25 protein-coding genes and 1 riboswitch are annotated in these 23,208 nt (G+C 59.3%); of the genes, 19 read left to right on the forward strand and 6 right to left on the reverse strand.

Features of this window, described 5'->3' with window-relative positions:
- Window positions 1–50 precede the first annotated feature (50 nt).
- Window positions 51–356, forward strand: coding sequence for a hypothetical protein (locus ABC336_RS19380; RefSeq protein WP_413240202.1), 306 nt, complete (start codon window positions 51–53; stop codon window positions 354–356).
- Here ABC336_RS19380 and ABC336_RS19385 read toward each other — a convergent pair.
- Window positions 319–2,634 (reverse strand): helix-turn-helix domain-containing protein, encoded by a 2,316-nt coding sequence (locus ABC336_RS19385; RefSeq protein ID WP_413240203.1) that lies wholly within the window; start codon window positions 2,632–2,634, stop codon window positions 319–321. The two genes, ABC336_RS19380 and ABC336_RS19385, sit on opposite strands and share 38 nt — an antisense overlap.
- A gap of 215 nt (window positions 2,635–2,849) precedes the next feature.
- Here ABC336_RS19385 and ABC336_RS19390 point away from each other — a divergent pair, with 215 nt between their 5' ends.
- Together ABC336_RS19390 and ABC336_RS19395 are read left to right on the forward strand one after the other, a co-directional pair.
- Window positions 2,850–3,503, forward strand: a complete 654-nt coding sequence (locus ABC336_RS19390; protein ID WP_413240204.1) for a response regulator — start codon at window positions 2,850–2,852, stop codon at window positions 3,501–3,503.
- 40 nt (window positions 3,504–3,543) lie between these two features.
- A complete protein-coding gene (locus ABC336_RS19395) occupies window positions 3,544–3,897 on the forward strand; it encodes a c-type cytochrome (RefSeq protein WP_413240205.1) in 354 nt (117 codons plus the stop codon).
- A 39-nt stretch (window positions 3,898–3,936) separates the two neighbouring features.
- On the opposite strand, the gene ABC336_RS19400 is transcribed toward ABC336_RS19395, so the two are convergent.
- Window positions 3,937–4,551, reverse strand: a complete 615-nt coding sequence (locus ABC336_RS19400) for an SCO family protein (RefSeq protein ID WP_413240206.1) — start codon at window positions 4,549–4,551, stop codon at window positions 3,937–3,939.
- 161 nt (window positions 4,552–4,712) lie between these two features.
- On the opposite strand from ABC336_RS19400, the gene ABC336_RS19405 reads away from it, so the two are divergent.
- The 6 genes from ABC336_RS19405 to ABC336_RS19430 are packed head-to-tail and all read left to right on the forward strand — an operon-like array spanning window position 4,713 to window position 9,133.
- Window positions 4,713–5,033 (forward strand): hypothetical protein, encoded by a 321-nt coding sequence (locus ABC336_RS19405; protein WP_413240207.1) that lies wholly within the window; start codon window positions 4,713–4,715, stop codon window positions 5,031–5,033.
- Window positions 5,034–5,067: 34 nt separating this feature from the next.
- A complete protein-coding gene (locus ABC336_RS19410; RefSeq protein WP_413240208.1) occupies window positions 5,068–5,442 on the forward strand; it encodes a hypothetical protein in 375 nt (124 codons plus the stop codon).
- Complete coding sequence (locus ABC336_RS19415) at window positions 5,439–6,809, forward strand: right-handed parallel beta-helix repeat-containing protein (RefSeq protein WP_413240209.1); 1,371 nt, start codon at window positions 5,439–5,441, stop codon at window positions 6,807–6,809. Before ABC336_RS19410 ends, ABC336_RS19415 begins: the two co-directional genes overlap by 4 nt.
- A complete protein-coding gene (locus tag ABC336_RS19420; protein WP_413240210.1) occupies window positions 6,806–7,588 on the forward strand; it encodes a nitrous oxide reductase accessory protein NosL in 783 nt (260 codons plus the stop codon). Before ABC336_RS19415 ends, ABC336_RS19420 begins: the two co-directional genes overlap by 4 nt.
- On the forward strand, window positions 7,585–8,406 hold the full coding sequence (locus ABC336_RS19425) for an ABC transporter permease (RefSeq protein ID WP_413240211.1): 822 nt from the start codon (window positions 7,585–7,587) through the stop codon (window positions 8,404–8,406). The genes ABC336_RS19420 and ABC336_RS19425 overlap by 4 nt, the downstream gene beginning before the upstream one ends.
- On the forward strand, window positions 8,399–9,133 hold the full coding sequence (locus ABC336_RS19430) for an ABC transporter ATP-binding protein (RefSeq protein WP_413240212.1): 735 nt from the start codon (window positions 8,399–8,401) through the stop codon (window positions 9,131–9,133). The genes ABC336_RS19425 and ABC336_RS19430 overlap by 8 nt, the downstream gene beginning before the upstream one ends.
- Before the next feature lie 93 nt (window positions 9,134–9,226).
- Here the strand turns inward: ABC336_RS19430 and ABC336_RS19435 are convergent, their stop codons facing one another.
- The gene (locus tag ABC336_RS19435) at window positions 9,227–10,441 is read right to left on the reverse strand and encodes an MFS transporter (protein ID WP_413240213.1); all 1,215 of its coding nucleotides are present in this window, start codon (window positions 10,439–10,441) and stop codon (window positions 9,227–9,229) included.
- A 128-nt stretch (window positions 10,442–10,569) separates the two neighbouring features.
- Here ABC336_RS19435 and ABC336_RS19440 point away from each other — a divergent pair, with 128 nt between their 5' ends.
- Both ABC336_RS19440 and ABC336_RS19445 read left to right on the forward strand, forming a co-directional pair.
- A complete protein-coding gene (locus ABC336_RS19440) occupies window positions 10,570–10,737 on the forward strand; it encodes a hypothetical protein (protein WP_413240214.1) in 168 nt (55 codons plus the stop codon).
- Window positions 10,738–11,057: 320 nt separating this feature from the next.
- A complete protein-coding gene (locus tag ABC336_RS19445) occupies window positions 11,058–11,528 on the forward strand; it encodes a GNAT family N-acetyltransferase (protein ID WP_413240215.1) in 471 nt (156 codons plus the stop codon).
- A gap of 82 nt (window positions 11,529–11,610) precedes the next feature.
- Here the strand turns inward: ABC336_RS19445 and ABC336_RS19450 are convergent, their stop codons facing one another.
- Together ABC336_RS19450 and ABC336_RS19455 are read right to left on the reverse strand one after the other, a co-directional pair.
- The gene (locus ABC336_RS19450; RefSeq protein ID WP_413242563.1) at window positions 11,611–12,126 is read right to left on the reverse strand and encodes a methylated-DNA--[protein]-cysteine S-methyltransferase; all 516 of its coding nucleotides are present in this window, start codon (window positions 12,124–12,126) and stop codon (window positions 11,611–11,613) included.
- A 7-nt stretch (window positions 12,127–12,133) separates the two neighbouring features.
- Window positions 12,134–12,694, reverse strand: coding sequence for a bifunctional transcriptional activator/DNA repair enzyme AdaA (locus tag ABC336_RS19455; protein ID WP_413240216.1), 561 nt, complete (start codon window positions 12,692–12,694; stop codon window positions 12,134–12,136).
- Between the two features lie 143 nt (window positions 12,695–12,837).
- Between ABC336_RS19455 and ABC336_RS19460 the strand changes: the two genes are divergently transcribed.
- Window positions 12,838–13,770, forward strand: coding sequence for a DNA-3-methyladenine glycosylase family protein (locus ABC336_RS19460; RefSeq protein ID WP_413240217.1), 933 nt, complete (start codon window positions 12,838–12,840; stop codon window positions 13,768–13,770).
- A 70-nt stretch (window positions 13,771–13,840) separates the two neighbouring features.
- On the forward strand, window positions 13,841–14,452 hold the full coding sequence (locus ABC336_RS19465) for a YczE/YyaS/YitT family protein (RefSeq protein WP_413240218.1): 612 nt from the start codon (window positions 13,841–13,843) through the stop codon (window positions 14,450–14,452).
- A gap of 67 nt (window positions 14,453–14,519) precedes the next feature.
- Here the strand turns inward: ABC336_RS19465 and lacZ are convergent, their stop codons facing one another.
- A complete protein-coding gene (gene lacZ, locus ABC336_RS19470) occupies window positions 14,520–17,645 on the reverse strand; it encodes a beta-galactosidase, LacZ type (RefSeq protein ID WP_413240219.1) in 3,126 nt (1,041 codons plus the stop codon).
- Between the two features lie 243 nt (window positions 17,646–17,888).
- Window positions 17,889–17,985, forward strand: a riboswitch (guanidine-I (ykkC/yxkD leader).
- A gap of 59 nt (window positions 17,986–18,044) precedes the next feature.
- Here lacZ and ABC336_RS19475 point away from each other — a divergent pair.
- The 6 genes from ABC336_RS19475 to ABC336_RS19500 all read left to right on the forward strand — a co-directional run bounded on the left by ABC336_RS19475 (window position 18,045) and on the right by ABC336_RS19500 (window position 22,773).
- A complete protein-coding gene (locus ABC336_RS19475; RefSeq protein WP_413240220.1) occupies window positions 18,045–18,395 on the forward strand; it encodes a DMT family transporter in 351 nt (116 codons plus the stop codon).
- Window positions 18,392–18,706 (forward strand): DMT family transporter, encoded by a 315-nt coding sequence (locus ABC336_RS19480; RefSeq protein WP_413240221.1) that lies wholly within the window; start codon window positions 18,392–18,394, stop codon window positions 18,704–18,706. The genes ABC336_RS19475 and ABC336_RS19480 overlap by 4 nt, the downstream gene beginning before the upstream one ends.
- Window positions 18,707–18,802: 96 nt before the next feature.
- Window positions 18,803–20,167 (forward strand): MATE family efflux transporter, encoded by a 1,365-nt coding sequence (locus ABC336_RS19485; RefSeq protein ID WP_413240222.1) that lies wholly within the window; start codon window positions 18,803–18,805, stop codon window positions 20,165–20,167.
- A 16-nt stretch (window positions 20,168–20,183) separates the two neighbouring features.
- Window positions 20,184–20,804, forward strand: a complete 621-nt coding sequence (locus ABC336_RS19490) for a TetR/AcrR family transcriptional regulator (RefSeq protein ID WP_413240223.1) — start codon at window positions 20,184–20,186, stop codon at window positions 20,802–20,804.
- A 25-nt stretch (window positions 20,805–20,829) separates the two neighbouring features.
- Complete coding sequence (locus tag ABC336_RS19495; protein WP_413240224.1) at window positions 20,830–21,846, forward strand: AraC family transcriptional regulator ligand-binding domain-containing protein; 1,017 nt, start codon at window positions 20,830–20,832, stop codon at window positions 21,844–21,846.
- A 132-nt stretch (window positions 21,847–21,978) separates the two neighbouring features.
- A complete protein-coding gene (locus ABC336_RS19500; protein ID WP_413240225.1) occupies window positions 21,979–22,773 on the forward strand; it encodes an SDR family NAD(P)-dependent oxidoreductase in 795 nt (264 codons plus the stop codon).
- Window positions 22,774–23,208: the final 435 nt, after the last annotated feature.

A 23,208-nucleotide genomic window follows, 5' to 3' on the forward strand; every position in this document is an offset into this window, starting at 1 on the left:
ACCTCCATCGATTAACGCTTCCGTCATCGGCTCGGACTCGGGAAGCATGCGTGCTGGCCAGCACAATTGAAAACGTTATCAATTTGGTTCCCATTATGCGTGGTTTAGTTTATTTAGTAAACACTCGATTCATTTTCGGCCACACGATTTTTAACAATTGGGGTTCCACATCTCTTTTTAGAGCGTGCAATCCTTTAGATGCGGAGGAGAGAAAGCTTGTTAAATCAACGTTTTTCGGATGTGAAAGTAAAACCGCCACCCCCGCGGCGGGAGCAGCGGAGACGGCGGTGAGGCTGACGGTCAGTGGAGGAGGAGGGATTATTCTAAACCGCTTTGGCTTTTTTTATACGATGTAGCACTCATGCCATGGATGCGTTTGAAGGCCCGTCCGAACGAATTGGCCGTGTTGTAGCCGGCCTGCTGAGCAATCTCATGGACCGTAAGCTCGCTCTGCAGGAGCAGCTCGCGTGCCCGTTCCATCCGCAGTTGCTCGAGATGGTCGGAGAAGTTGGCGCCGGTCTGTTCTTTGAAGAACTGGGACAGGTAGACTTCTGACATCTTGAACCTGTCCGCGACCAGCGCCAGGCTGAGATCCGGATCGGTGAAGCTGGCGTCTACGAAGGCGACCACCTCATCCCGCAGCCCGACGTTGCGGCTCCGCTTGCGATCGTGCTGGATCCGGCACAGCTGCAGACAAGCTTCCTGAACCATATGATAGACCGCGCCCAGATCTGCATATTCATCAAGCTGCAGCAGCAGCGCTTCGGCATAGGCTTCTCTCGTGTCATCCTCGTACTGCTCCAGCAGTTCGGAGAGCTTCATCACCGTACCGATGAGGTCGTAGAGGAACAGCTGCAGCATCGGCTGGGTGAGCTGGCGGTGGACGAAATTCTCCTCATAGAGCTCCCGCAGCAAGCCGAGCATCTCCGACTCGTTGCCGGCTTTGATCAGATTGGCCAGCCGGCCCTCGACATCGGCGGGATAGCTGTAGGAATGCAGTCCCTGCGGCAGATCTTCATGCCAGAGGATCGTCTCCGTGGACTCCTGGAGGTAACCGGCGGCTAGCGCTTGCCTGGCTTCCTCATAAGAACGGGAGATCTCGGCAAGGGCGCCCGAGACCGAGCCGGCAGCGAGCAGGCAGCGCATCGGCAGACGCTGCTCCAGCAGCTCCTTGACTGGCGTCATCAGTGCGGTCAGCTCCTCGCGGCAGTCCGCTTCCACGCCGTCAGGACAGGCATACAGCAGGGCGATCTTGTCTTCGTCAATATCGTACAGGAAGTCTGTGTCGCGGGTGACGCTCAGCAGTACCTCACGGGCGATAATCCGGGCTTTGTCCAATTGTTTGAGCGCTGGCTGCACGCCTTCTTCTTCATGATACAGGTGCAGATGCAGCACACAGACGCAATAATGTCCCCGGGCGAGCGGCAGTCCGGCATGACGGAGCAGCCGCCGGATCTCATCCTCGGAAGAGAACTCTCCCTTGAGCAGCTGACCGATGGATGTATGCCGGAGCATCGGCAGCTGGTCGGTCATCCGCTGCTCCAATTGGGCCTTGCCTAGCGTAAGCTGCCGGATCTTCTCCTCGATCAGCGCGTAGGCATCCTTGCCTTTGGAGACTTCACCCTCCAAGCCGTCCATGACACGCTTCAGGATCGTCTGCAGCGGCAGGCTGTTGCGGTAGGCCATGTAGAGTGCGATACAGGCGCCGATCAGGAAGGAGATGGCCAATGCGGTCAGCGTCGTCCGCTGGGCCGCGGTGACGCTGTCCATCACCGTGCCGGTGGGCTGGGCGACGACATATTGCCAGTTGTTGTGACTGGAAGTGGTGTAGACGACAGTCATCGCGTCCCCGTCCACCGACTTCTCGAAGACGCCCTGACGCGGGCCGGGCGTGCTGATCGCTGCTGGGGCGGCCCGCGTCGTCCCATCGGGTCCGCGAGTCCCGGTATCGACCAGGATCTGCCCTTGTTTATCTGCGATGTAGGCCCGCCCAGTGCTGTCCTGGACGAGTCCCTCCAGCAGCTGCCGGACCTGCCTTTCGTCGATCAGCACGACGACTTCGCCCTGCGAAGAATGCGGCAATCCGATCGAATGGACGTAGGTGAGCATCGCCTGCTCTCGTCCGCGGATCGTCAGGGGCTCGCTTGGCAGAATATGCTGATGGAAAAATTGACTCTTGAGATAGCTGCGCCACGCTTCCGCGTCCCGGCCCACATAACCGTATATCGTATCCAGGAAGGCGGGGAGACGGTAGCTGGTGTCGGCGGAAATGACCATGTCACTGGCGTGGTAGTAGAGATAGTAATCGAAGATGAAGTTGTTGGACTGCTTGTAATCGTACAATTCTTTGACGATCTCGACCGTACGGTAGGTGGAGCGGCCCTGGAAAGGCTCGGTGACCGTCTGGTAGTTGTAGACCCGGGGATTGTTGGTGAGCTGCTTGGCGATCAGGTCGATCTCTGCAAACCGCCGGTCAAGGATCTCCTTCGTCTGCTCCAACGCCTGTACATTGACAGCGACGACTTCCTCCTTCATGGCGACAAAGGTGTTGTAGTTGGAATACATGCTGATCGCATGTGTGATGATCATGATAATAATGTAAGGGACGAAGAACCGAATCATCAGCTTGTACATGAGGGCCCCCTGTATACAGTGCTATCTATACCTATATGGTTGCGCTTACAACCGTAGTATATCATAAGTGCTCACGTTCGGCCGCAATTGTGACACTTCGCACAGCCCATCCCGGCGTTCGCCATACAACGTTCACGGCTTCTGACTCCTTCGAGTCATGTGCGCCGGCCTGAGCTGGAGTAGCATAGAGAGGAAGAGCGAAGGGAGGACGAGCGATGAACAGTCCCAGCTTCCGCGTGCTGCTTATCGACGATAGCGATCATGCGCGCGAAGGCATCTGTCTGATCCTCGCCGGCGATCCCGCCTTTGTCGTCGTCGCTGAGGGCAGAAGCGGCGAAGAGGCGCTGGCGCTGACGGAGCAGTGGATGCCCGACCTCATCCTGATGGATATCTCGATGCCCGGCATCGGCGGCCTGGAAGCGACCAAGCGGGTCAAGGACAAGTATCCGTATGTGAAGATCGTCATGGTCACGGTATCCGATGATATCACCCATCTGTTCGAAGCGCTCAAGAAGGGGGCGCAGGGTTACCTGCTCAAAAATCTGTCTCCCGACTCCTGGCACGAGTATCTGCGGGCGATCGCGCTCGATGAAGCGCCGATGACGCGGGAGCTGGCCTTCCGGCTCCTCAAGGAGTTCTCGCCGGTCGAGCCGGCCTCGCCGGGGATGGATCCTCTGACGGCGCGGGAGCGGGAGATCCTCGGCCATGTCGCCAAAGGCGCGGCTAACCGGGATATCGCGCATACGCTCGGCATCTCCGAGCACACCGTGAAGAATCATCTGAAGAATATCCTGCACAAGCTGCATCTGGATAATCGGGTGCAGCTGGCAAGGTATGCGTATGAGCAGGGATGGCTTGGGAAAGGGTAGAAAATGGAAGGCTAACCTACTACTAAAGGAGATGAGCACAATGAACAAATGGAAAGGGATGCTCGCTACAGCAGCGCTTGCCGCCATGCTGGCGGCAAGCGGCTGCGGCGGAGGAGGGACAGAGACGCCTGAGGGCGTCAATACGGGAGCGGGGGAAGAAGCGTCAGAGTACAGCGAAGCGATGTCCCTTTACAGATCCAAATGTCTGAGCTGTCACGGTGCGGAGCTGAAGGGCCGGACCGCCCCGAATCTGCAGCAGGTCGGCGCGAAGTATGAACGTGAAGAAATCGTCAGTATCATCGCGGACGGTCGCGGCGGGATGCCCGCGTTCGGCCGGCAGCTGAGCGAGGAAGAGGTCGGGACACTCGCCGACTGGCTGGCTGTGCAGCAGTAAGCCGGCGGGCGCCGCAGTTGCAGCTCGGTGGGGCTAGGGTTAGCGGGCTTCGACCAGCGAGGCGATATCGGAGAGGATCTCCTCCTGGTCGATATCGTCGCCCATCCGGTAGATCTTGCGGACCTGGTGATCCCTGTCGATCAGCAGCAAAGACGTGACATTATGGGCATATAACCCGTCGTCGAGCCGTTGGACGCTGTTGCCGTACTCGGCTGCGAGAGCGATCGTCTGTGCTTCCTCGCCGCGCAGCAGCGTCCAGCCGGCGGTGTCGATCCCCAGCCGCTCCGCATAGTCTGCCAGCACCTCGGGGGTATCGTTATCGGGGTCAAAGGTAGCAGAGACGAAGGCGACCTGATCGCCGAACCAGCCTCTGGCCTTGAGCTCCTCTTGCAGGTCGACCATATGGAGCGTCGTCGCCGGGCAGATATCCGGACAGCGGGTGAAGATGAAGGACATGAGCCGCACCTGGCCGTCGTAGTCGCTCTGACTGACCGAGCGCCCTTCGTGATCGGGCATCGTGAAGTCGGGCGAGGCCATCATGATCGGCAGCTGGTCGCTCTTGAACAGCGGGTACAGCAGGTAGCCTGCCAAGGCTGCGACCAGCAGGATGGCGGCGATGAGATAAGGACGGGAAGCTTTGGCATGATTGGACATCGTATCACTCCTGATATGTCGTTTGCATCCAGTGTAGCACCGGCGCTCCGGCAGTTGCTATGACCCGATAGAGCTACATATCGGACATCTGGGGGACGGGCGTCATGGAATGTTCACATGAGGCTAAGCAATAACCGTATGAAGGGAAGGAGGGACGGGCTTTGGGATTGATCAGACGGCGATGGCCGCTCCTGCTGCTCATTGTTGCCTGTGTGGCCTCAGTTATACCGGTCTCGGGAGGACCGCCGGACGGCACGCGGATGGTGGTGGATCATACGCTGGGGGTGTATATCGCACCGCCGTGCTTCGATCAGGCAGAGGCGACCAATAATCTGGGCGAAGTCAGCTGGGAACGGGCGCAGACCTATGATTATGAGCCGGAATCCGGCTGCACGGCGGAGTTAATGGCGCCCGATTCCATGATGCTGTGGCAGCTGGCGGGGATCCGGCTCGGTCTGCTCCAGGGCCGATGGGGCTGGTAAAGGTGTGCAGTAGAACAACAAAGGTGGTGACAAGATGAAAGTCATGCGATACATCCTGCTGCTCAGTCTGATCTGTATTGCGCTGAGCGGTTGCGGCGGCGAGCCGGCGGTGCCGATCGACCCGGCAGCCGTTGAGGCATCGCTGTCGACGGAGCCGGCTGTCCCGGTTGCGGAAGCCCCGGTCACGATGCGGGCCACGTTCAGCGGCGCGGAGATCACGGACAAGGCGGACGTGACGCTGGATATCCGTCTGGATGACAAGCCGATGCTGGTGAACACCACGTATGATGGCGAGGGCGGCTTTACGGCGGGATACAATTTTGAGGAGCCGGGCAGCTATGAGGTCTTCATTCATTTGTATGTGGACGATCTGCATCTGACCAAGAAAGCCCAGGTGGACGTCCAATGACGGCTGATATTGACGCGGGAAGGCAGCTCGCAGGCTGGATCAGACGGGGGCTGCTGGTGCTCGTGCTGACGGCGGCAGCTGCCGGAGCGGCGCGAGATACAGCGGCGGACACTGGAGGGACCTCCTTGCAGGAGCGTATCGACCAGGCGATTGCCGGCGAACGGCTGACGATCCCGGCGGGAACCTATGAGGGCGCGGTTGTGATTGATAAGCCGCTTGTCTTGGAGGCCGAGCGCGCGGGCGCGGTAGTCTTGCTGCACCGCGGCGAAGGCAGCGCGCTCCGGATCGAAGCGGCAGACGTGACGGTATCGGGGCTGCGGATCCTTGATGAGACGGTCAAGACCGAGCCGACGGTGCTGGTTGCGGGCGACCGCGTACGGTTGGAGGGACTCGAGATCACGACAGTTAGTGACGGCATCCAGCTAAGAGGTGTTCAGGGCGGCGAGCTGCGCGGCAATGTCATCGCCTGGAGCGACCAGTCGCCCGCGCGGGAGGTCAGGCTGGCGGCCAAAGGCAACGGCATCGATGGCTATGATGCGCACCGTCACGTGATCGCGGGCAACCGGATCCGCGACATGCACGATGGCATCTATCTCGAGAACAGCGACGATAATGAAGTGACAGACAACGAGCTGACGGATTCACGCTATGGCATTCATTGTATGTATACGAAGGGAACGCGGATCATCGGCAACCGGGGCGAAGGCAATGTGACGGGAGCCATGGTCATGAACACGAGAGATGTCGAGATCGCGGGCAACACCTTTGCCAAGCAAAATGAAAATGTCAACTCGCAAGGGCTGCTGCTCTTCGACGCCCATGGCACGCTGGTCCGGCATAATGAGCTGGCCGGCAACCGCGTAGGCATCTATATCGAGCAGTCGGCGGACAACCGGATCGAAGCGAACCGGATCATGGATAACTATACCGGGATCCAGCTCATATCGGCTACCGGCAACACGCTGCGGGGCAATGAGCTGACCGGCAATATGGCCGATGCGCAGGCAAGGGGCAGTGCGGATAATGAGATCACCGGCAACTTCTGGGACGCCCACCGCGGGATCGACTATGACGGTGACGGCTATAGCGATACCGCTTATGCTGTTAACCCGCTGTTTGCTGGAATCGTGCAGCGGCGGCAGCAGCTGCAGCTGCTGTTCCAGTCCCCGGGGATGGTGTTCCTCGAAGAGTTGTACCAAGCTGATCGCGCGACATGGACGACCGACCGGGCGCCGCTGATGGCGCCGCCAATGCGGGAAGAACCAGGGGCGCCAGGAGCCGGAGGCTGGCAGACCGGCTTGGCAGGTATGGGGCTGGTGGCCGCGACGGGCTTTTTATACTACGTGGCAAGGAGAAGAGAAGGATGAAGATGAGACGATGGAGTATGGCTGCGGCGGTGCTGCTGACGATGTTGCTGGTAGCGGCTTGTGGGGGGCCCTCTTATGAACCCCAGCCGGTCAACGAAGCGACAGACCGCTGCGCGATCTGCAATATGGCGATCAAGGATGACGAGTTTGCAACGCAGATCATTACGAAGGACGGGCAGTCGCTTAAATTTGACGATATCGGCTGCATGCACAAATGGAAGACCGAATACGGCACGGAAACGGTAGGGGCCGAGTTCGTCCGCGATTATACGAACAGCAAGTGGCTGAAGTATGAGGATGCTTATTATGTATACGATGCTGATATCCAGACCCCGATGGCTTACGGGATCGTCTCGTTTGAAGGGGAAGCGGAAGCCGAAGCGTTCATCGCTGAACGTGGCGCGGGCGAGCTGATGACGGCTGCTGACCTGGCCAGCCATACCTGGGCGGTTAACCGCGAGATGATGGAGATGTCAGGAATGGAGGGGCATAGTCACTCGCATGACGGCGAGCATCATGAGGAAGGGGCGCATGGCGGGTCCACCGCTCATGATACTGATGCAGAAAGCGATCATGAGGAGAGTGACGCGCCTGCTGATGTTCACGGTGGATCCGGGGAGGCAGGTAATGAGGGGCATGGTGACAACGCTGCCGATGAGGCTGCTGCTGCCGGTGCGGAGGCCGGTTATGGTGAGAACGACGCGGACGCTGCCGAGGCCGGTGATGAGCACGACGGAACCATGAGGGACGGGGATCATCCCAGCGGTACCTCAGCATGACACACGCAGTCCAGATCGCCGTCCGGGAGATCCGGATGGGACTTCGCAACCCCTGGGCTTACTCCTTCATGGCGCTGTTTGGCCTGTTCATGCTCAGCCTGCTGCTCATCCAGTCTCAGGGCTATGTCCAAGGCTATACCGGGGTAACAGGCACGATGCTCAATCTGATCGTGTACCTGCTGCCGCTGATGACGCTGATGCTGGGCTCGTTTTCCTTGACCGGGGAGCGTGAGGACGGCAACTGGGAGCTGCTCTCCGCCTATCCGGTCCGCACCTGGTCCTGGATCGCGGGCAAATACGTTGGCCTCGCCGTCGTGCTGCTGGCGATCATCGCTGCCGGCTTCGGGGCTGCCGGATTGGCCGGGTGGCTGACGGGCAGCGGCTTCGAGCTGGCGACCTATGGGCTGCTGCTCGCCTTTGCCGCCAGTCTGGCGCTGCTCTTCCTGGCGGTGTCCCTGGTCGTCGGCACGGTGGCGCGCAACCGCTGGCAGGCCTTGACGATCGCCGTCGCGGTCTGGTTCTTTGCCGTCATCGGCTGGGCGCCGCTCCTGATCGCGATCCTCGGCATGTTGCCCTATCTGTGGGTCAAGCCCGCGGTGACGGGGCTGACGCTGCTGAATCCGGCCGAGCTGGCCCGGCTGTTCACCGTGGTCAAGCTGGGTGCAGGCTCGGTCATCGGACCGGAATACTACGACTGGGTCCGCTGGATCCGCCGGCCAGCCGGCACGTTAGGCTTTGCCGCTGTGTCGGCGCTGTGGATCATCATCGCAGCGGGTGGCTCGGCGTGGCTGTGGGAGAGGAGGAGAGGACGTGGTTGAACCTTTTGTGCAGATGAGCGGCGTCCGCAAGACGATGCAGCGCCAGGTCGTCATCGACGATCTGCACCTGCAGGCCGGCAGCGGCGAGATCGTGGCGCTGTGCGGCGGCAATGGTGCCGGCAAAAGCACGATCCTGCGCATGCTGGCGGGGGTCCTGCAGCCGGATCAGGGCGAGATCCGGGTGGGCGTTCTGGACTGGCGGCAGGATCGTCTGGGCTATGCCGCCCAGATCGGCTACATGCCGGATGACTACCGTTTCAGCCCGGGGCTGACGGCTGCCGAGACGATGCGCTTCTGGGCCCGGCTGCGGGGGCTGCCCCCTGCGCGCGCGATGGAAGTGCTGGCGGACGTCGGGCTGACGGAGACGGGCCGCAAGCCGGTCAGCGCCTTCTCCAAAGGGATGCGACAGCGTATCTTGTTCGCACAGGCGCTGCTGTCCCGGCCGCCGCTCCTGATCATGGACGAGCCGACCAACGGCCTCGATCCGTACTGGATGGAGAGCTTTGCTGCGCTGGTGCGTCAGGCTGCGGCGGCCGGGCAGACGGTCATCTTCTCGACGCATCAGCTGCCGCTGGCGGAGGGGCTCGCGGACCGGATCGCCTTCCTGCGCGGCGGCGTCATCGAGCTGGAGGGACCGGCCGCCGAGATCCGCGCGAGGCTGGGCGCGGACGGGCTGCAGGAGGCTTTTGCCTCGCTGTTCGGCTTCCCGGTGCATCGCGCGGAGTAGTGCTTACGGCGGCGGGGATGGCATCTGGGTGATCACAAAATAAAGCATCTTTCTTCCTTTGCAGCGCTGCCGCTCGGCTATCCACCCGAATGCTTAGGCAGATTCGCGCTTGGCGGGCGGTTTGGCGGCCTGCGAGAGCAAGGCCGACAATACGACGAAGACGAGAACGACCAGCATCGCCCGCAGCAGACCAAAGTGCTCGCCGAGCAGGCCCAGGAACGGTGGTCCGGCCAGGAAGGCCAGGTAGCCGATCGTCGCGATCGCGCTCACCCGGGCTGCAGCACCGCGCTTGACATCGGCGGCGGCGGACATCCCGACGGGGAAGCCGAGGGCGGCGCCCAGACCCCAGAAGACCACGCCGACTGCTGCGACGAGATAGTGCTGACCGAAGATGACGAGCAGCAGACCGATGATCGCGAGTACCGCGGTCGCCCGCAGTACCGGCACGCGGCCGAAGCGGTCGAGGAAGTAGCCGCCCGACAGCCGGGAGACCAGCATGGCACCGACGAAGAGGGCGTAGATGGACGAGCCCATGGCGGACTCGACGCCATACCCGTCGACCATCATGATCGGCAGCCAGTCGCTGGCGGAGCCTTCGGCAAAAGCCATCCCTAGCACGATCAGACCCAGCAGGAGGAGGCGGCGCTCCTTCCAGATGGCGAAGCGCTCGGCCATCGTCATCGGGATATCATCCTCGCCGTCTTCGCCGTCGCGTCCGGTTGCGGACGGCAGATAACGGCAGAAGGCGACGACGATGACCGTGATCAGGACGGCCATCCCGCTCAGATGCAGCAGCACGGTGATCTCCAACGCATCTGCGCCGGAACCGATGCCTGCGCCGAGCAGCGTACCAGCGCTGAAGCCTGCATGCAGGGCGGGCATCAGCGTCTTGCCGGTCGTCCGCTCGAGGGCAGCGCCCTCGACATTGAGCGCCACCTCCGCCATTCCGTAGCCCAGCCCGAAGAATAGCAGGCTGATGAACACCGCAGGGACTGAGGTGTACGTCGCGGCGATCCCTACCGCGCCGAGTCCCGCTGTGAACAGCAGACCGCAAGTGACGATGACGAACCGCGCGCCGCGCCGGGCCACGACATGGCCGGCAAAGGACAGGCCGATCATCGAACCGGCAGCAAGGCCGAAGATGATCCAGCCCATCTGGGCCGTCGAGACGTCGAGCAGATCCCGGATGACGGGGGTGCGGGATACCCAGGTGGAGAAGGATAGTCCCGGCAGGGCGAACAAGAGAAAGATGGCAAGACGCCATCTCGCAATGTTGACAGATTGAATCGAAGCCGTGGGGCTGGACATGGTGTTCCCTCGTTTCTTACTTTTTTCTCGACAAGCTGCAACTGATATATGAGACTGTCCAACGTGGCCTGCAAGAGGCCCGCCCTGTATTCGTCCGTCGTATCGCTCTTCACAAAGAGCTCGGGCATATGTTCAGCTGGGATATGCAGCAGACAACCTTGCCTGAGAGAATCAAGGTCAAAGGAGGCGGGCATCTCGCCAGTAAGCGCGATTCGGCGGGGTTCACGAGTCCGATGACCAATGCGATGATCGTCACTGCCGGCTTCCTTGACTCATTTATAGCGACTAGGTTATGATTACCATATTCTTGATGTAACGGGGGAGTCAAATGTCTATCCTGCATCATCGCATGAAGCGTAAATACATCCCCCAAAAAAATGAGGATGGGTTAACGCTCTTCGCGCCACTCATCCTTTGAGATACAACGCGCAGGACTATGGGTCCAGCATGTTATTGAATATGGCGTATTGTACTCAGGTCAATTAAGTCATCTGGCTGACTTGAGTTCACTTGAACTCATAAGTATGCTAACAGGTAACGAAAGTTCAATAAGAATAAGACGGCAGCCGGTCAATGTGCCCACGCTGTTTTCATTCTGCAACAAGGAGATGCGGCCGTGTATAAGAAAAAACCTTTTTCTTTGTCTAGACTTTTCATTAGAAGCGCAGTCGACGACGACGTCGCTGCGCTGCGCGACGTTTTTCGCCGTGCGTCGCTGTCGACTGAGGGCGCCCAAGCATTCTTCGCCAATCATCCTGAGTGGCTGGTGTGGGATGACACGATGTTGCCATTCGCGCGTGTCGCCGTCGTTGACGGGCGTGTCGTCGGCTTTGCGTCGGCTCGTCCTGTCGACGACTACCTAGAACTCGAGGATCTGTTCACTGATCCTGACTGGATGCGCAAAGGCATCGCAAGCTCTCTTATCAAAGACATTGTACGGCAAGGTATGCGTGTTGAGGTGACCGCCGGCCCGCATGCAGTAGCGTTCTATGAATCCGTCGGCTTCGTCATTAACGGCACCGCCAACACACAAGGGGGGCCGGCGCCGAGGATGCAACTCCTTCTGGAGGCTCCACCCCATATGTAAACAACCGAATGGCAGTATCTACACAATTTGGGTGTGTCGTTAGGGGCTGCCGATCGCAGCAGTGTCCCCTACCGCTGATAGGTCAGCGACGCTCCAGTTCCAGCAGCTTCGCCTTCATATCCAGCCCGCCGCGAAACCCGGTAAGCGCGCCGCTCTTGCCAAGCACGCGGTGGCAAGGTACATAGATCATCGCCGGATTGGCGCCGATCGCAGCGCCGACAGCCCGGACCGCGCTCGGTCTGCCGATCTGCAGGGCGATGTCGGAGTACGTGCGAGTCTCGCCGTACGGGATGGTGCAGAGGGCTTGCCAGACCTGCTCCTGGAAGGGCGTGCCGCGGTAGGTTACCGGATGATCCAACTGCTGCCGCTCTCCGGACAGATATTGCGCCAGTTCTGCAAGCAGAGGACGGATCCGCTCACCGTCACGCACCAGCTCATAATCAGGCATGCGTGCGGCGGCCCAGTCCGCCAATTCTTCGTAGGGGCCGTCCTGCGATCCTACAAAACAAAGACCTTCGGCCACGGCTGCGATATACAGGCGCCATCCCTCCAACTCCAGCAGCTCCCAATATATGACCTTCTCGTGTTCGGATGTCATCATCCGTCTAGCCTCCCTTATATGATGAACGGTAGTGTGCCGGCGTCGTGCCGGTGTAACGTTTGAACAACGTGGTGAAGTAAGACAGGTTGGCCATACCGACCCGTGCCCCGATCTCCCGAGTGGTGAGACCTGTGGTGTGCAACAGCTCCTGAGCTTGTCTGATCCTCGCATGCTGCAAGTAGGCGAGCGGCGACAGGCCAAGGATGCGCTTGAATGTCCGCTGCAGATGATAGGGGCTGCCATGGCACATCTCTGCAAGCCGCTGCAGGGAGAGCTCCTCCGCAAAGTGGTTGTCGATACAGGCGGCAGCCTGCGCCACCCACTCTTCATCGGGCAGCCTGCTCCCTGTCGGCCGGCATCTTTTGCAGGGACGGAAACCATCGGCCAGCGCTTCCGCAGGCGTGTCATAAAAGGCGATGTTCTCCCGCTTGGGCGGCCGCGACTTGCACGAAGGCCTGCAGAAAATGCCTGTGGTGCGGACCGCATACCAGAACAGTCCATCCTGTGAGGCGTTATTGCTCAGCACAGCCTGCCAGCGCAGCTCTGCCGTTTCAAAGTCGGTCATGCGCTTCCCCTCCTTCACTACAGCCAGTATACCTCCGATTCTCGCCCAATGGTACGGATGGAAATTAAAATCGCAAGATAACGAAACAAGTCTGCACCCAAACTATGTTATAAATATAGATAGTTAGGAAGGAGCGACGGACAATGTTTAAGGAAACAGCGGTGTTGTTAGACCAAGGCGATCATCTATTGCTGCCTGTTCCCGAGCTGTTCAGCTTTCGCGAGAATCTGAGCTACCTGGGGAGAGCTTCGCAGGAAAGCTTGTACGTCGTGAGGGAGCATGAAGTGTGGCGGGTGGTCGAGCTTGGCGGACAGGTTGTCCTCTTAAGAATTCGCGAGTCGAAGGACGAGCAGGCGCTGCGCGTGGATTTCGCCGGGCCGGGTCCGCACCCGGACGCAGAAGGACGGGCAGCGGCAGGGCGGTATGTGCGGCACTGGCTGGACATGGATACAGACCTGGCTCCCTTCTATACGATGGCAGATGCCGATCCGCTGCTGCATGAACCGGTGCGACGGTTTGCAGGACTGCGGGTGGTGGGCATCCCGGATCTTTTCGAAGCAATGAGTTGGGGGATCATCGGCCAGCAGATCAATCTGCCTTTTGCCTACACGCTCAAGAGCCGGTTCGTCGAGCAGTACGGTTCCCATATCGATTGGCAGGGCCAGACCTATCGTTTGTTCCCGACGCCTGAGCGGGTGGCAGGGTTGACTGTGGATGAACTGCGGCCCTTGCAGATGTCAGTCAGGAAGAGCGAGTATCTGATCGGAGTAGCCCGGCTCATCGCGTCAGGTGCTTTGAGCCGAGAGGGGCTGCTGGCGGAGGGCGAGCTGCAGCAGATCGAGCAGGCGTTGGTGAAGATCAGAGGCATCGGACCATGGACGGCGCATTATGTCATCATGCGATGTCTGCGCCTTCCTGCAGCCTTCCCGATCGCGGATGTCGGTCTTCACCTGGCACTCAAGCAGGCGCTGGGCTGGGACCGCAAACCGGTGGTGCCGGAGATTAAGGAGCTGGCGGCCGGCTGGGCGGGCTGGGAGGCCTATGCGACCTTCTATCTATGGCGAACCCTATATTAAGGCAGACTAAACATTAAGCGCGTGAAGGAACGGACACCAGGGCGCAGACAGAAAGGAAGCGGGAAAGAACATGAAAGCTGGCATGTTGAAATGGATCTTTTACCTGGCAGGCATCGGGATTCTGAGTTTCGGCATCGCGCTGACGATCACGAGCGATCTCGGTGTCACGCCATTCGATGCCACATTGGTTGGGTTAACGCAGAGCGTGGGACTGACCGTAGGCAGCTGGGAGATTATTCTGGCGTTCGTTCTCATCTTTTTCAACGCACTACTGGGGCGGCAGCGGCCTCATTTTGCCGGACTCGCGACGGCATTTGTGACGGGGGTCGGCATCGATGGCTGGCTGTACGCTTTGCATCAGCTGGAGCTGTCGGCAACCGCGGTGAGGGGGGCAGGATTTGCGCTGGGACTGCTCTGTATTGGTCTCGGCACGGCGATGTACCTGCATACCCGAGTGGCGCCGATACCGGTAGACGGGCTCATGCTGGTGATGCGTCAGCGCACCCGGATGACCATAGGCATGGCAAGGACGCTGATTTATTTCGTGTTTCTCTTGTTTGCGCTTCTGCTCGGCGGGCCCATTGGCCTCGGAACGGTGCTCTCGGTATGCCTTGGCGGCGTCATCCTGGCGTATATGGCCAAGTACATCGAGCGGCTTGCCCGGGCCGGCACACCTGTATAAACACTTGCGGATGCTGTAAAAAAACCCGCCTGTCATCGTCTGACAGGCGGGTTTGTGTTGTCAAGGCTTACAGGATCGGCGAGAGCGTAAAGCGGAAGGAATACGGCTGATTGGCATGCAGCGTGTATTGGCTGTGCGTCGGAGCACCCCAACTGTCGTCGCCGCCGACGCCCATCTGCCAACCGTTGACGCGGAGGACGCTCTTGTCCGACGCGGGCAGCTTGTAGCCGTGGTCGCTCGCTTCGAGCTCTTCGAAGGTCCATGGCAGCGCGCCGATCTCCAGCGGCACCGGGCCGGTGATATGCAATCCGGCGCCATCCGCTCCTGCGGTAATGTCCGCTTCGCGCACATCGGTTTTGTTGCCGCACTCCTGCGGCCGCAGATACGGCACATACTGCTCGCGGACCAGGCCGCTGTAGCGTCCGAGGCGAGCGCCGCTCCGGCGATCCCAGTAGTTCTCGTGAGGACCGCGTCCGTACCAGGAGATCGTATCCAGTCCGCCCTCCAGGACGAATTGCATGCCGATCGCCGGGATCTCCGGCAGACGAGAGCCGCCGCTTCCCGGCAGCAGCGACTGCTCGATCTCCAGCGCGCCGTCCGGATGTACGGTGTATCGGACTGACAACGAGGAGACGGGCAGGGTAGGCAGCGCATAGTCCGCATCGACCCGTACGCCTTCCCCTTCGTGCGACCACCGGAAGCGGAGGAGACGGCGGCTCAGTGAGGCCTCACGCCAGACCGCGCATCGCTGCTCCAGCTTGTTGCCCAGGTCGTTGTCCGTGACTGCCCGCCAGAAGGTGGGCACAGCCGGGGCCAACAGCCGCTCCGTGCCTGCGCTTCGATACGAGGCCAGCAGGCCGCTTGCCAGATCGAATGCAACACTTGCCTGCGCGCCTTCGATTGTCAGACGTCCCTCTGATTCGCCCACCCGCAGTGCCGGCGCTGCGCCAGCTGCCGCAGCAGGCAGCCTTGCCGAACCAGGCACGACCACATACTGCTCCCACGCAATCTCATGTCCGGCATCCGCCCAGGCGGTTGCCGACTTCAGCCGGAAGGACACAGTCAGTACGACTTCCTGCCCGTGATCTGCGGAGGCTTCGTATGGAATCACGATCTCCGTCCGTTCCCCGGGAGGCAGCGCCAGCGACAGTGTGCCTTGTTGCGACAGCTTGCCGTCCAGCGTGAGCTCCCAGGTCAGATCGAAGCCCTCCAGGTCGGTGAACAGGTGCTTGTTCCAGACGGAGAGCCGGCCCGATCCGAGGTCAACGGCATCGATGTTGATGTTCTGGTAGCATTTCTTGACCTCCAGCAGCTTGGGCGTGACCGTCCGGTCGCCGAACAGCAGGCCGTTGCCGCTGAAGTTGCCGTCGTGCGGCGATTCGCCGAAGTCTCCGCCATACGCGAGATACTCCGTGCCGTCCGCAGTGGTCGTGCGGATGGATTGGTCAACCCAATCCCAGATGAAGCCGCCCTGCAGGATGTCATACTTGTCGAACAGCTCTGTGTAGAGATGCAAGCCGCCGTTGGAATTGCCCATAGCATGACTGTATTCGCAGATGATATAAGGTTTGCCGACGTTTTCTCTTCCATATTTCTCCACTCCATCAGGCTTTACGTACATCGTCGATTCGATGTCCGAGGCTGCCTCCGAAGGGCGGTAGTGGTAGATGCCCTCATAGTGGACGAGCCGCGAAGGGTCCGCATCCTTCAGGAAGTCGTGCATCGCGATAAAGTTGTCGCCACCGAATGATTCATTGCCCAGCGACCAGATCACGATGGACGGATGGTTTTTGTCGCGCTGGAACATCGAGTTGCAGCGGTCGAGGACATTCGCCGTCCATTCGGGACGGCTGCCCGGGACATTGCCCTCGTGGAGCTCTCCTTGTCTGTAGTGCCAGGTGCCGTGGGTCTCCAGGTTGGTCTCGTCGATCACGTACAAGCCGTATTCGTCGCACAGCTCGTACCAGACGGACTGGTTCGGATAGTGAGAGGTGCGGACGGCGTTGATATTGTGCGATTTCATAAGCAGGATATCCGTAATCATGTCTTCCACGCCGAGCGCCCGTCCGGTCTCGCAGGAGAACTCATGGCGGTTGACGCCCTTGAAGAGCACGCGCTGGCCATTAATCTTCATCAGGCCGTCCTTCAGCTCGAAGGTGCGGAAGCCTACCTTGCAGCTGACGGCTTGCGTCAATCGGCCAGCCGCGTCCGACAAAGAGAGCACGAGCGTATACAGGTGGGGCGACTCGGCGCTCCAGAGCAGCGGCCGCTCAACCCGGGCGCCCAGCTGCAGCGTCCCGGTGCCGCTCGCAGCAAAGGACGCCTCAGCAGACGGCGGTTTGGTCCAGACGGCCTGCAGCTGCGCATCATACAGTTGCATGGACAGCCGGCTGCCGCTCGCGGCCGTCAGCCCGTAGTCCTCCAGACGGATATCGACCAGAAGCTCCGCATGCTCATAGTTGTCGTCCAGCAGGGGCTTGGCAAAGAAGTCTGCGATGAAGACAGGCGGCACCGTATACAGGTAGACGTCGCGGAAGATGCCGCTGAGCCGCCAGAAATCCTGATCCTCCAGCCAGCTGGCGTCGCACCACCGATAGACCTCTACCGCCAGCTTGTTCTCGCCCCGGGTAAGATAAGGAGTGATATCGAACTCGGCAGGCGTAAACGTATCCTCGCTGTAACCGACAAGCTCGCCGTTGAGCCATACGTAGAACGCGGATTCCACGCCCTGGAAGCTGAGGAATACAGGCTGGCCCTGCCAAGCCTCCGGTACTGTAATCGTCCGTACATAGGAGCCGACCGGGTTGTACTTCGCAGGGGCAAAAGGCGGCTTCAGCTCCGGCTCGGACGTCGCCCAGGGATAGCGGACGTTCGTATATTGCGGATAGTCGTAGCCTTGCAGCTGCCAATGGGAAGGTACCGGGATCTCGGCCCAGTCGCTCGTATCGTAACCGGTTTCGTAAAAATCGGCGATACGCTCCTCCGGCACCGGCGCCCAGGCGAACTGCCAGGTGCCGTTCAGAGACAGACGCCATGGCGAAGCGTTCTTGTCGCCTTGCAGCGCTTGCTCCACGCTAGGGTAACCCATCATCGAAGCGTGAGCCGGCAGACGGTTCAACTCGAAGATCTCGGGATTGTTGTTCCACTCGGGATAGCCGTTGGACGGCGGTTGATGGACAAATTTGGATCGCATGCTGTAATCTCTCCCTTACTCGTGAATGAAGGTATATTCACAGTATAGATTTATTAGACTTGAGAAGATATAAAAGGATTTTAGGAATGAATAAAACAATATGAAGAATAGAGGTATGTAAAAGTAATCTATGTTTTCGGGGCCCCCGCAAAGTACCTGATTAGGCATCGAAGAAAATGCTTCACTTTGTGGGGAATCTTGACCATGTGAGCTTTTTGTGTATAATGGAGTGAACGTCATAACACAACTGTTTTCTAGGGTTCCGCACGCGCAGTGGACTGGACCGAGAGAAGACGACAGCCGGATGGCTGTGACACGGAGGGATAAAAGCCCGGGAGGTAGGCTGCAAAACAGCTTATGTCCGGGCTTTTTGATTTTGAACAAGGAGTGTGAAAAAGCATGAGCAAGAGCTGGTTGTTCGTCGTCGTCGCGGCAGTATTCGAGGTCGGCTGGGTTATCGGGCTGAAGCATGCTGCAGGATGGCTAGAGTGGGTGGCCACGGTGATCGCGATCATCGTCAGCTTCATGCTGATGATCTCGTCCTCCCGTACACTGCCGGTCGGCACGGTCTATGCCGTCTTCGTCGGACTGGGGACAGCCGGTACAGTGCTGGCTGAGATCGTGCTGTTCGGAGCGCAGGCAGAGCTCGGCAAGCTGGCGATGATCGGGCTGCTGTTGATCGGCGTGATCGGCCTCAAACTGGTCAGCCGGGAGAAGTCCAACACGACCGTGGAGGTGGATCGCATATGAGCTGGATTGCTCTGATACTGGCTGGCTTGTGTGAGATGGCAGGCGTGCTGATGATCAATAAATACAACCGTCACCGCTCATGGACGGCGCTTGCCCAGCTCATATTGGCGTTCGCCCTGAGTTTTGTTCTGCTGGCTGTGGCCATGGAACAGCTGCCGATGGGCACCGCCTATGCGGTATGGACCGGGATCGGGGCATCGGGCGGTGCGTTGCTGGGCATGCTGTACTATGGAGAGCCGAGGCAGGCGCTGCGGATTTTTTTTATCGCCCTCGTATTGGCTTCGGCGGTAGGTCTCAAGCTGCTCAGTTAATCCTGTGAACGGATCAGCAGAGTTGCATCATGCACGCTCAGCCGGTATAATACTGAATGAACGTTCAGTATAAATAATAGGACAGGTGCAAACAACATGGAACAACAACAAGTGACGGGGAATGAATTGGAATCCCAGTCGGTACTCCGCGCATTCCTGCGCTATCTCGTGCCTTCGCTGCTGGGCATGCTGCTGGTCGCGGTCAACATCGTTGTCGACGGCATTATGGTGGGCAATAAGCTGGGAGCCGAGGCGCTGGCCGGGATCGGCATCGCCAGCCCGGTCTATACGCTGCTGATCGCGATGTCGCTCTGGCTCGGCATCGGCGGCGCGACCTTGTATTCCCAGGCGATGGGGGCCAAGGAAACGGAGCGAGCCGGACGGATATTCGCCCAATCCCTGACCGTTATTTTTTCGATCACGCTGGTGATCGGCATCATCGCCTTCATCTTCCGGGAGCCGCTTGTGTACGGCCTGGGCGCCAACAGCGATACTTATCCCCATGCGTTGGCCTATATTACGGTTATGCTCTTGCTTGGCTTTGTGTTTACAGTAGAGAATGCGCTTAGCATCTTCGTCCGCAATGACGGCAATCCCAACCTGGCGATGGCGGCGCAGATGACCTTTGCCCTCTCCAACATCGGGATCAACTATATTATCCTTTACGTGCTTGAGTTAGGGGTTGCTGGCGTAGCGACGGGTACGATTATTGCGGCATCGCTCGGCTTGCTGGTGCTGCTGACGCATTTCCTCCGCCCGCGCAACAATCTGCGCCTGCGCAGGTTCAAATGGAATCGGGTGCTCTTCGTATCGGCAGTGGTCATCGGGTTTCCCAGCTTTCTTGCTGAGGTCGGCATCTCTGTCTATACAGTCTCGCACAATCTCTCCCTGGAGCGGCTGGCTGGCACGTCAGGCGTAGCGGCCTTCTCGATTATCAACTACACGCACAGCGTCGTGCTGCTGACCTTCCTTGGCATGGGTTCGGCGATCCAGCCGCTGGTCAGCTATTATCATGGCGGCCGCCATGAGGAGCGCAAGCGCCAGACGCTGCGTATCGCACTGTGGACGGCGGCCGGAGCGGGTGCGCTGCTGCTGCTCTTCGTACAGCTGTTCGCGCCCTGGATCGTCAGTATATTCGGCGATTTCTCGCAGGAGGTCCGGCAAACGGCAATCGATGGCTTCCGCATCTTCGTATTTGCATACGTCGTGATGGGTATGAATTTCGTCATGATGACCTACTTCCAGTCGGTCGACCACGTCAGGATGGCCGTCTGGATCACGGCTGCGCGGGAGATCATCATCATGCTGATCCTTCTGCTTGTACTGCCGCCAGTGCTAGGGCTGACGGGTGTCTGGCTGGCGGTCCCATTGTCGGAAGTCATCGTCCTGTTGACCATCGTGTTGTATTATAGAAAATATGGCGCGATCACCAGCCCTGCCCGGCTGGGGGCGCAGCGATGAGGCAGGGGGAGAGACGATGAACAAAAAACGTCAGCAGAGCGAGCAGACGAAAGCCAAACTGGCCGAGGCCGCGCGGGGGTTGTTCGCCCAGAAGGGCTTCAAGGCGACCTCGATCGAGGATATCGTGGCGGCGACGGGCTCGAGTAAAGGCAATATTTATTATCATTTCGAGAGCAAGGAAGGGCTGTTCCTGTATCTCGTCGACGCCTGGTACGAGGAATGGAGTCAGCAGTGGGAGCAAAAGCAAGAGTCATATCGCACGACGGAGGAGAAGCTTCACGGTTTGGTCGAGAGACTCGTGCTAGAGGATCTCAATCACCCGCTGACCAAGGCGATGGATGAGTTTGCGGCTGCCCCTCAGGAGCGCAATGAAGTACATGAGGCCATGGCAGGCTACCTCAAGGAGCATATCACCTTTAACGAAAAGCTGATCCGCGAGGGGATGGAGCGAGGAGAGCTCCGTCAGGATGACGCCAGAGAGCTGGCAGTTGTCCTGGAAGCCTCCTTGATGGGACTCGCCGAGATGGCCAAGCGCTTGCCGCAGGAGGATGCGCTCCGGATGCATCGCAAAGCGCTGGATGTCTTCTTGCAGGGCGCCGCAAGCAACAGGGAAGGCAGGAAGCGCGATGACCAGTGAAGGACTGCGGGGAGCGTCTCCCATCATGACTCTGCATCCTGATGGACGAGTCAACATCCCGCCCGGATTGTGGTCCGGCCTGCGCGAGGCGGGGTTGGATCCCGGCGAGGTAGCGCTCAGGGCGGGGCTGCCGGAGACAGGGCGGGAAGCGGCTTCCGTCACGACCGATCAATACTTGGCCATCTGGCAGGCTTACTCCGATCTGGCAGATGATCCTGCCGCGGCGATCGTGGAGCTGGCCACGAGGTATGATCCCGCCAAGTATCCCCCTGCGGTGATGGCAGCCTACCATGCCCGCGATTACCGCGATGCGCTGCAGCGGATGGTGCGATATAAGCGGATGTGCCCTCCCGAAGAGCTCCGGATGACCGAGAAGGGCGAACATTGTGTGATCGAGCTGGGGTGGCGGCAAGACGGGATCAACGGTCCGCCGCTGCTGGCAGGCGCTACACTGGCTTGGTTGCTGGAGCTGGGGCGCAGGGGCACGGGTCAGCACATTACTGCCAGACAAGTGGAGTTTGCTCAGCCGACAGGCAATCTTGGAGTATTGGCCGCCTATTTCGGCTGCGTGGTCCGAGTCGGGGAGCGCAACCGGATTACACTGGCCCGGAGCGATCTGGATCGTCCCTTTCTGTCTTATAATGAGGAAATGCTGGAGATCCTCACGCCAGCTCTGAACCGCTCGCTTGAGGAGAAGCAGCGCTTGCCCTCGCTATCCGAGAAAGTTGCATGGATGATCAGACGCAGCCTTGCCGGGGGCGTGCCCAGCCTGCCCGAGGTGGCGAGATCGCTGGGGATGAGCAGCCGGACGCTGCAGCGGCGGTTGACCGAAGAGCGACTCAGCTTCAAGCAGCTGCTGCATCAGACGAGGCATGAGCAGGCTAGACGCTATCTGGCGGACCCCCGGATTCATATGAAGGAGGTCGCATTTCTGATCGGTTATGAGGATCAGAACTCATTTTACCGCGCATTCCGCGAGTGGGAGGGCAGCACGCCTTCCCGCTGGCGGTCTGTTCATGCAAGCGATGTATCCACAGACTAGGCTGGCGCCATCCACAAGAATATTGGCGGGTGGCGCTAGTTACTATGTCCGCGGCTCCAGGTAAGATGGTTCTAAGAATGGAAGACAGACAGCTGCTGTCATCGACTATAGGATCAAGGAGCGTGTATCCATATGGATCTGGGATTAATGAATAAAACTGCACTCATAACAGGATCGACCAAAGGCATCGGCAAGGCGACCGCCTTCGAGCTCGCCAAAGAAGGTGCCACTGTCCTGATTAATGGCCGGAATAAAGAGGAAACCCAACGGGTCGTTGAAGAAATCAAAGCTGCCTTTCCCGCTACCACGCCTCGGCCGGCTGCGGCCGATCTGGTAGACCCGAGGCAGCGAGAGGATGTATTCAACACGTATCCGGAAGTGGATCTGCTGGTCAACAATATGGGAATATACGAAATTATGACTTACCAGGGCGCGGACGACGACGTATGGGAGACGTATTTCCGTACGAATGTGCTGGCCGCCAACGGCTTGGCGCGTCTGTATCTGCCGGGCATGCTGGAGCGCAATTTTGGCCGGATCCTCTTCATGGCGAGCGAAGAGGCCGTCATGCCTTCCGGGCTGATGCCCCAGTATGCGATGACCAAGACGATGCTGCTCTCTTTGGCTAAGAGCTTGTCCAAGCTGACGAGCGGTGCTGAGGTGACCGTGAATACGATCCTGCCGGGGCCCACGCTCTCGGAGAATGTACGTGCTATTATCGAGAGCAGTCCCGGCCAGACGTTCGAGACCTTTGCGGAGAAGGAGCAAGCCTTTATGAAGGCCAACCTCCCGCAATCGGAGCTGCAGCGTTTTATCCAGCCGGAGGAGATCGGCCGACTGGCCGCTTTCCTATGCAGCCCGTATGCTTCGGCGTTCAGAGGCTCGCCGGTGCGGATGGACGGCGGCTTGGTGCCGACGATAGTTTAAAATATAGGGTTGGGAGCGCTTTGTGAGCAAATTGCATGCGGCATATCCGCTCCAACGCACTTTTGTTCCCTTACAGCGTCGGAGTCGGCCGTCCGCTTAGTCAAGATTCGCGGCAGGGAATCGGCTAGCTCCGAGATCCGGCTAACCGGCCTATGAGCAACCATCCCAGCAAGTGCAAAAGTACATCTAAAAGCGTCGGAAACCACCTTTTCATCTGGAATAAGAGCAATGGTACATCTAACTTGCCACGAATTAGTTATATATGGATATTCGACCTAAAGTAGATGCACTTTTGCATTTATGGCCCTGAGTTTGAGCCAAAGGAGAGGAAATAGATGTACTTTTCAGGCTGTTGAAAAATGGCCGGAGAGGCACGGAATCGAATCTGGAGAAGCGCAGCGTTCGCCTTTGTCCCCGGATTTCACCCCTAAAAGG

Origin of the sequence: Paenibacillus jepli (genome assembly GCF_047238105.1) — a bacterium.
Classification (GTDB): domain Bacteria; phylum Bacillota; class Bacilli; order Paenibacillales; family Paenibacillaceae; genus Paenibacillus_D.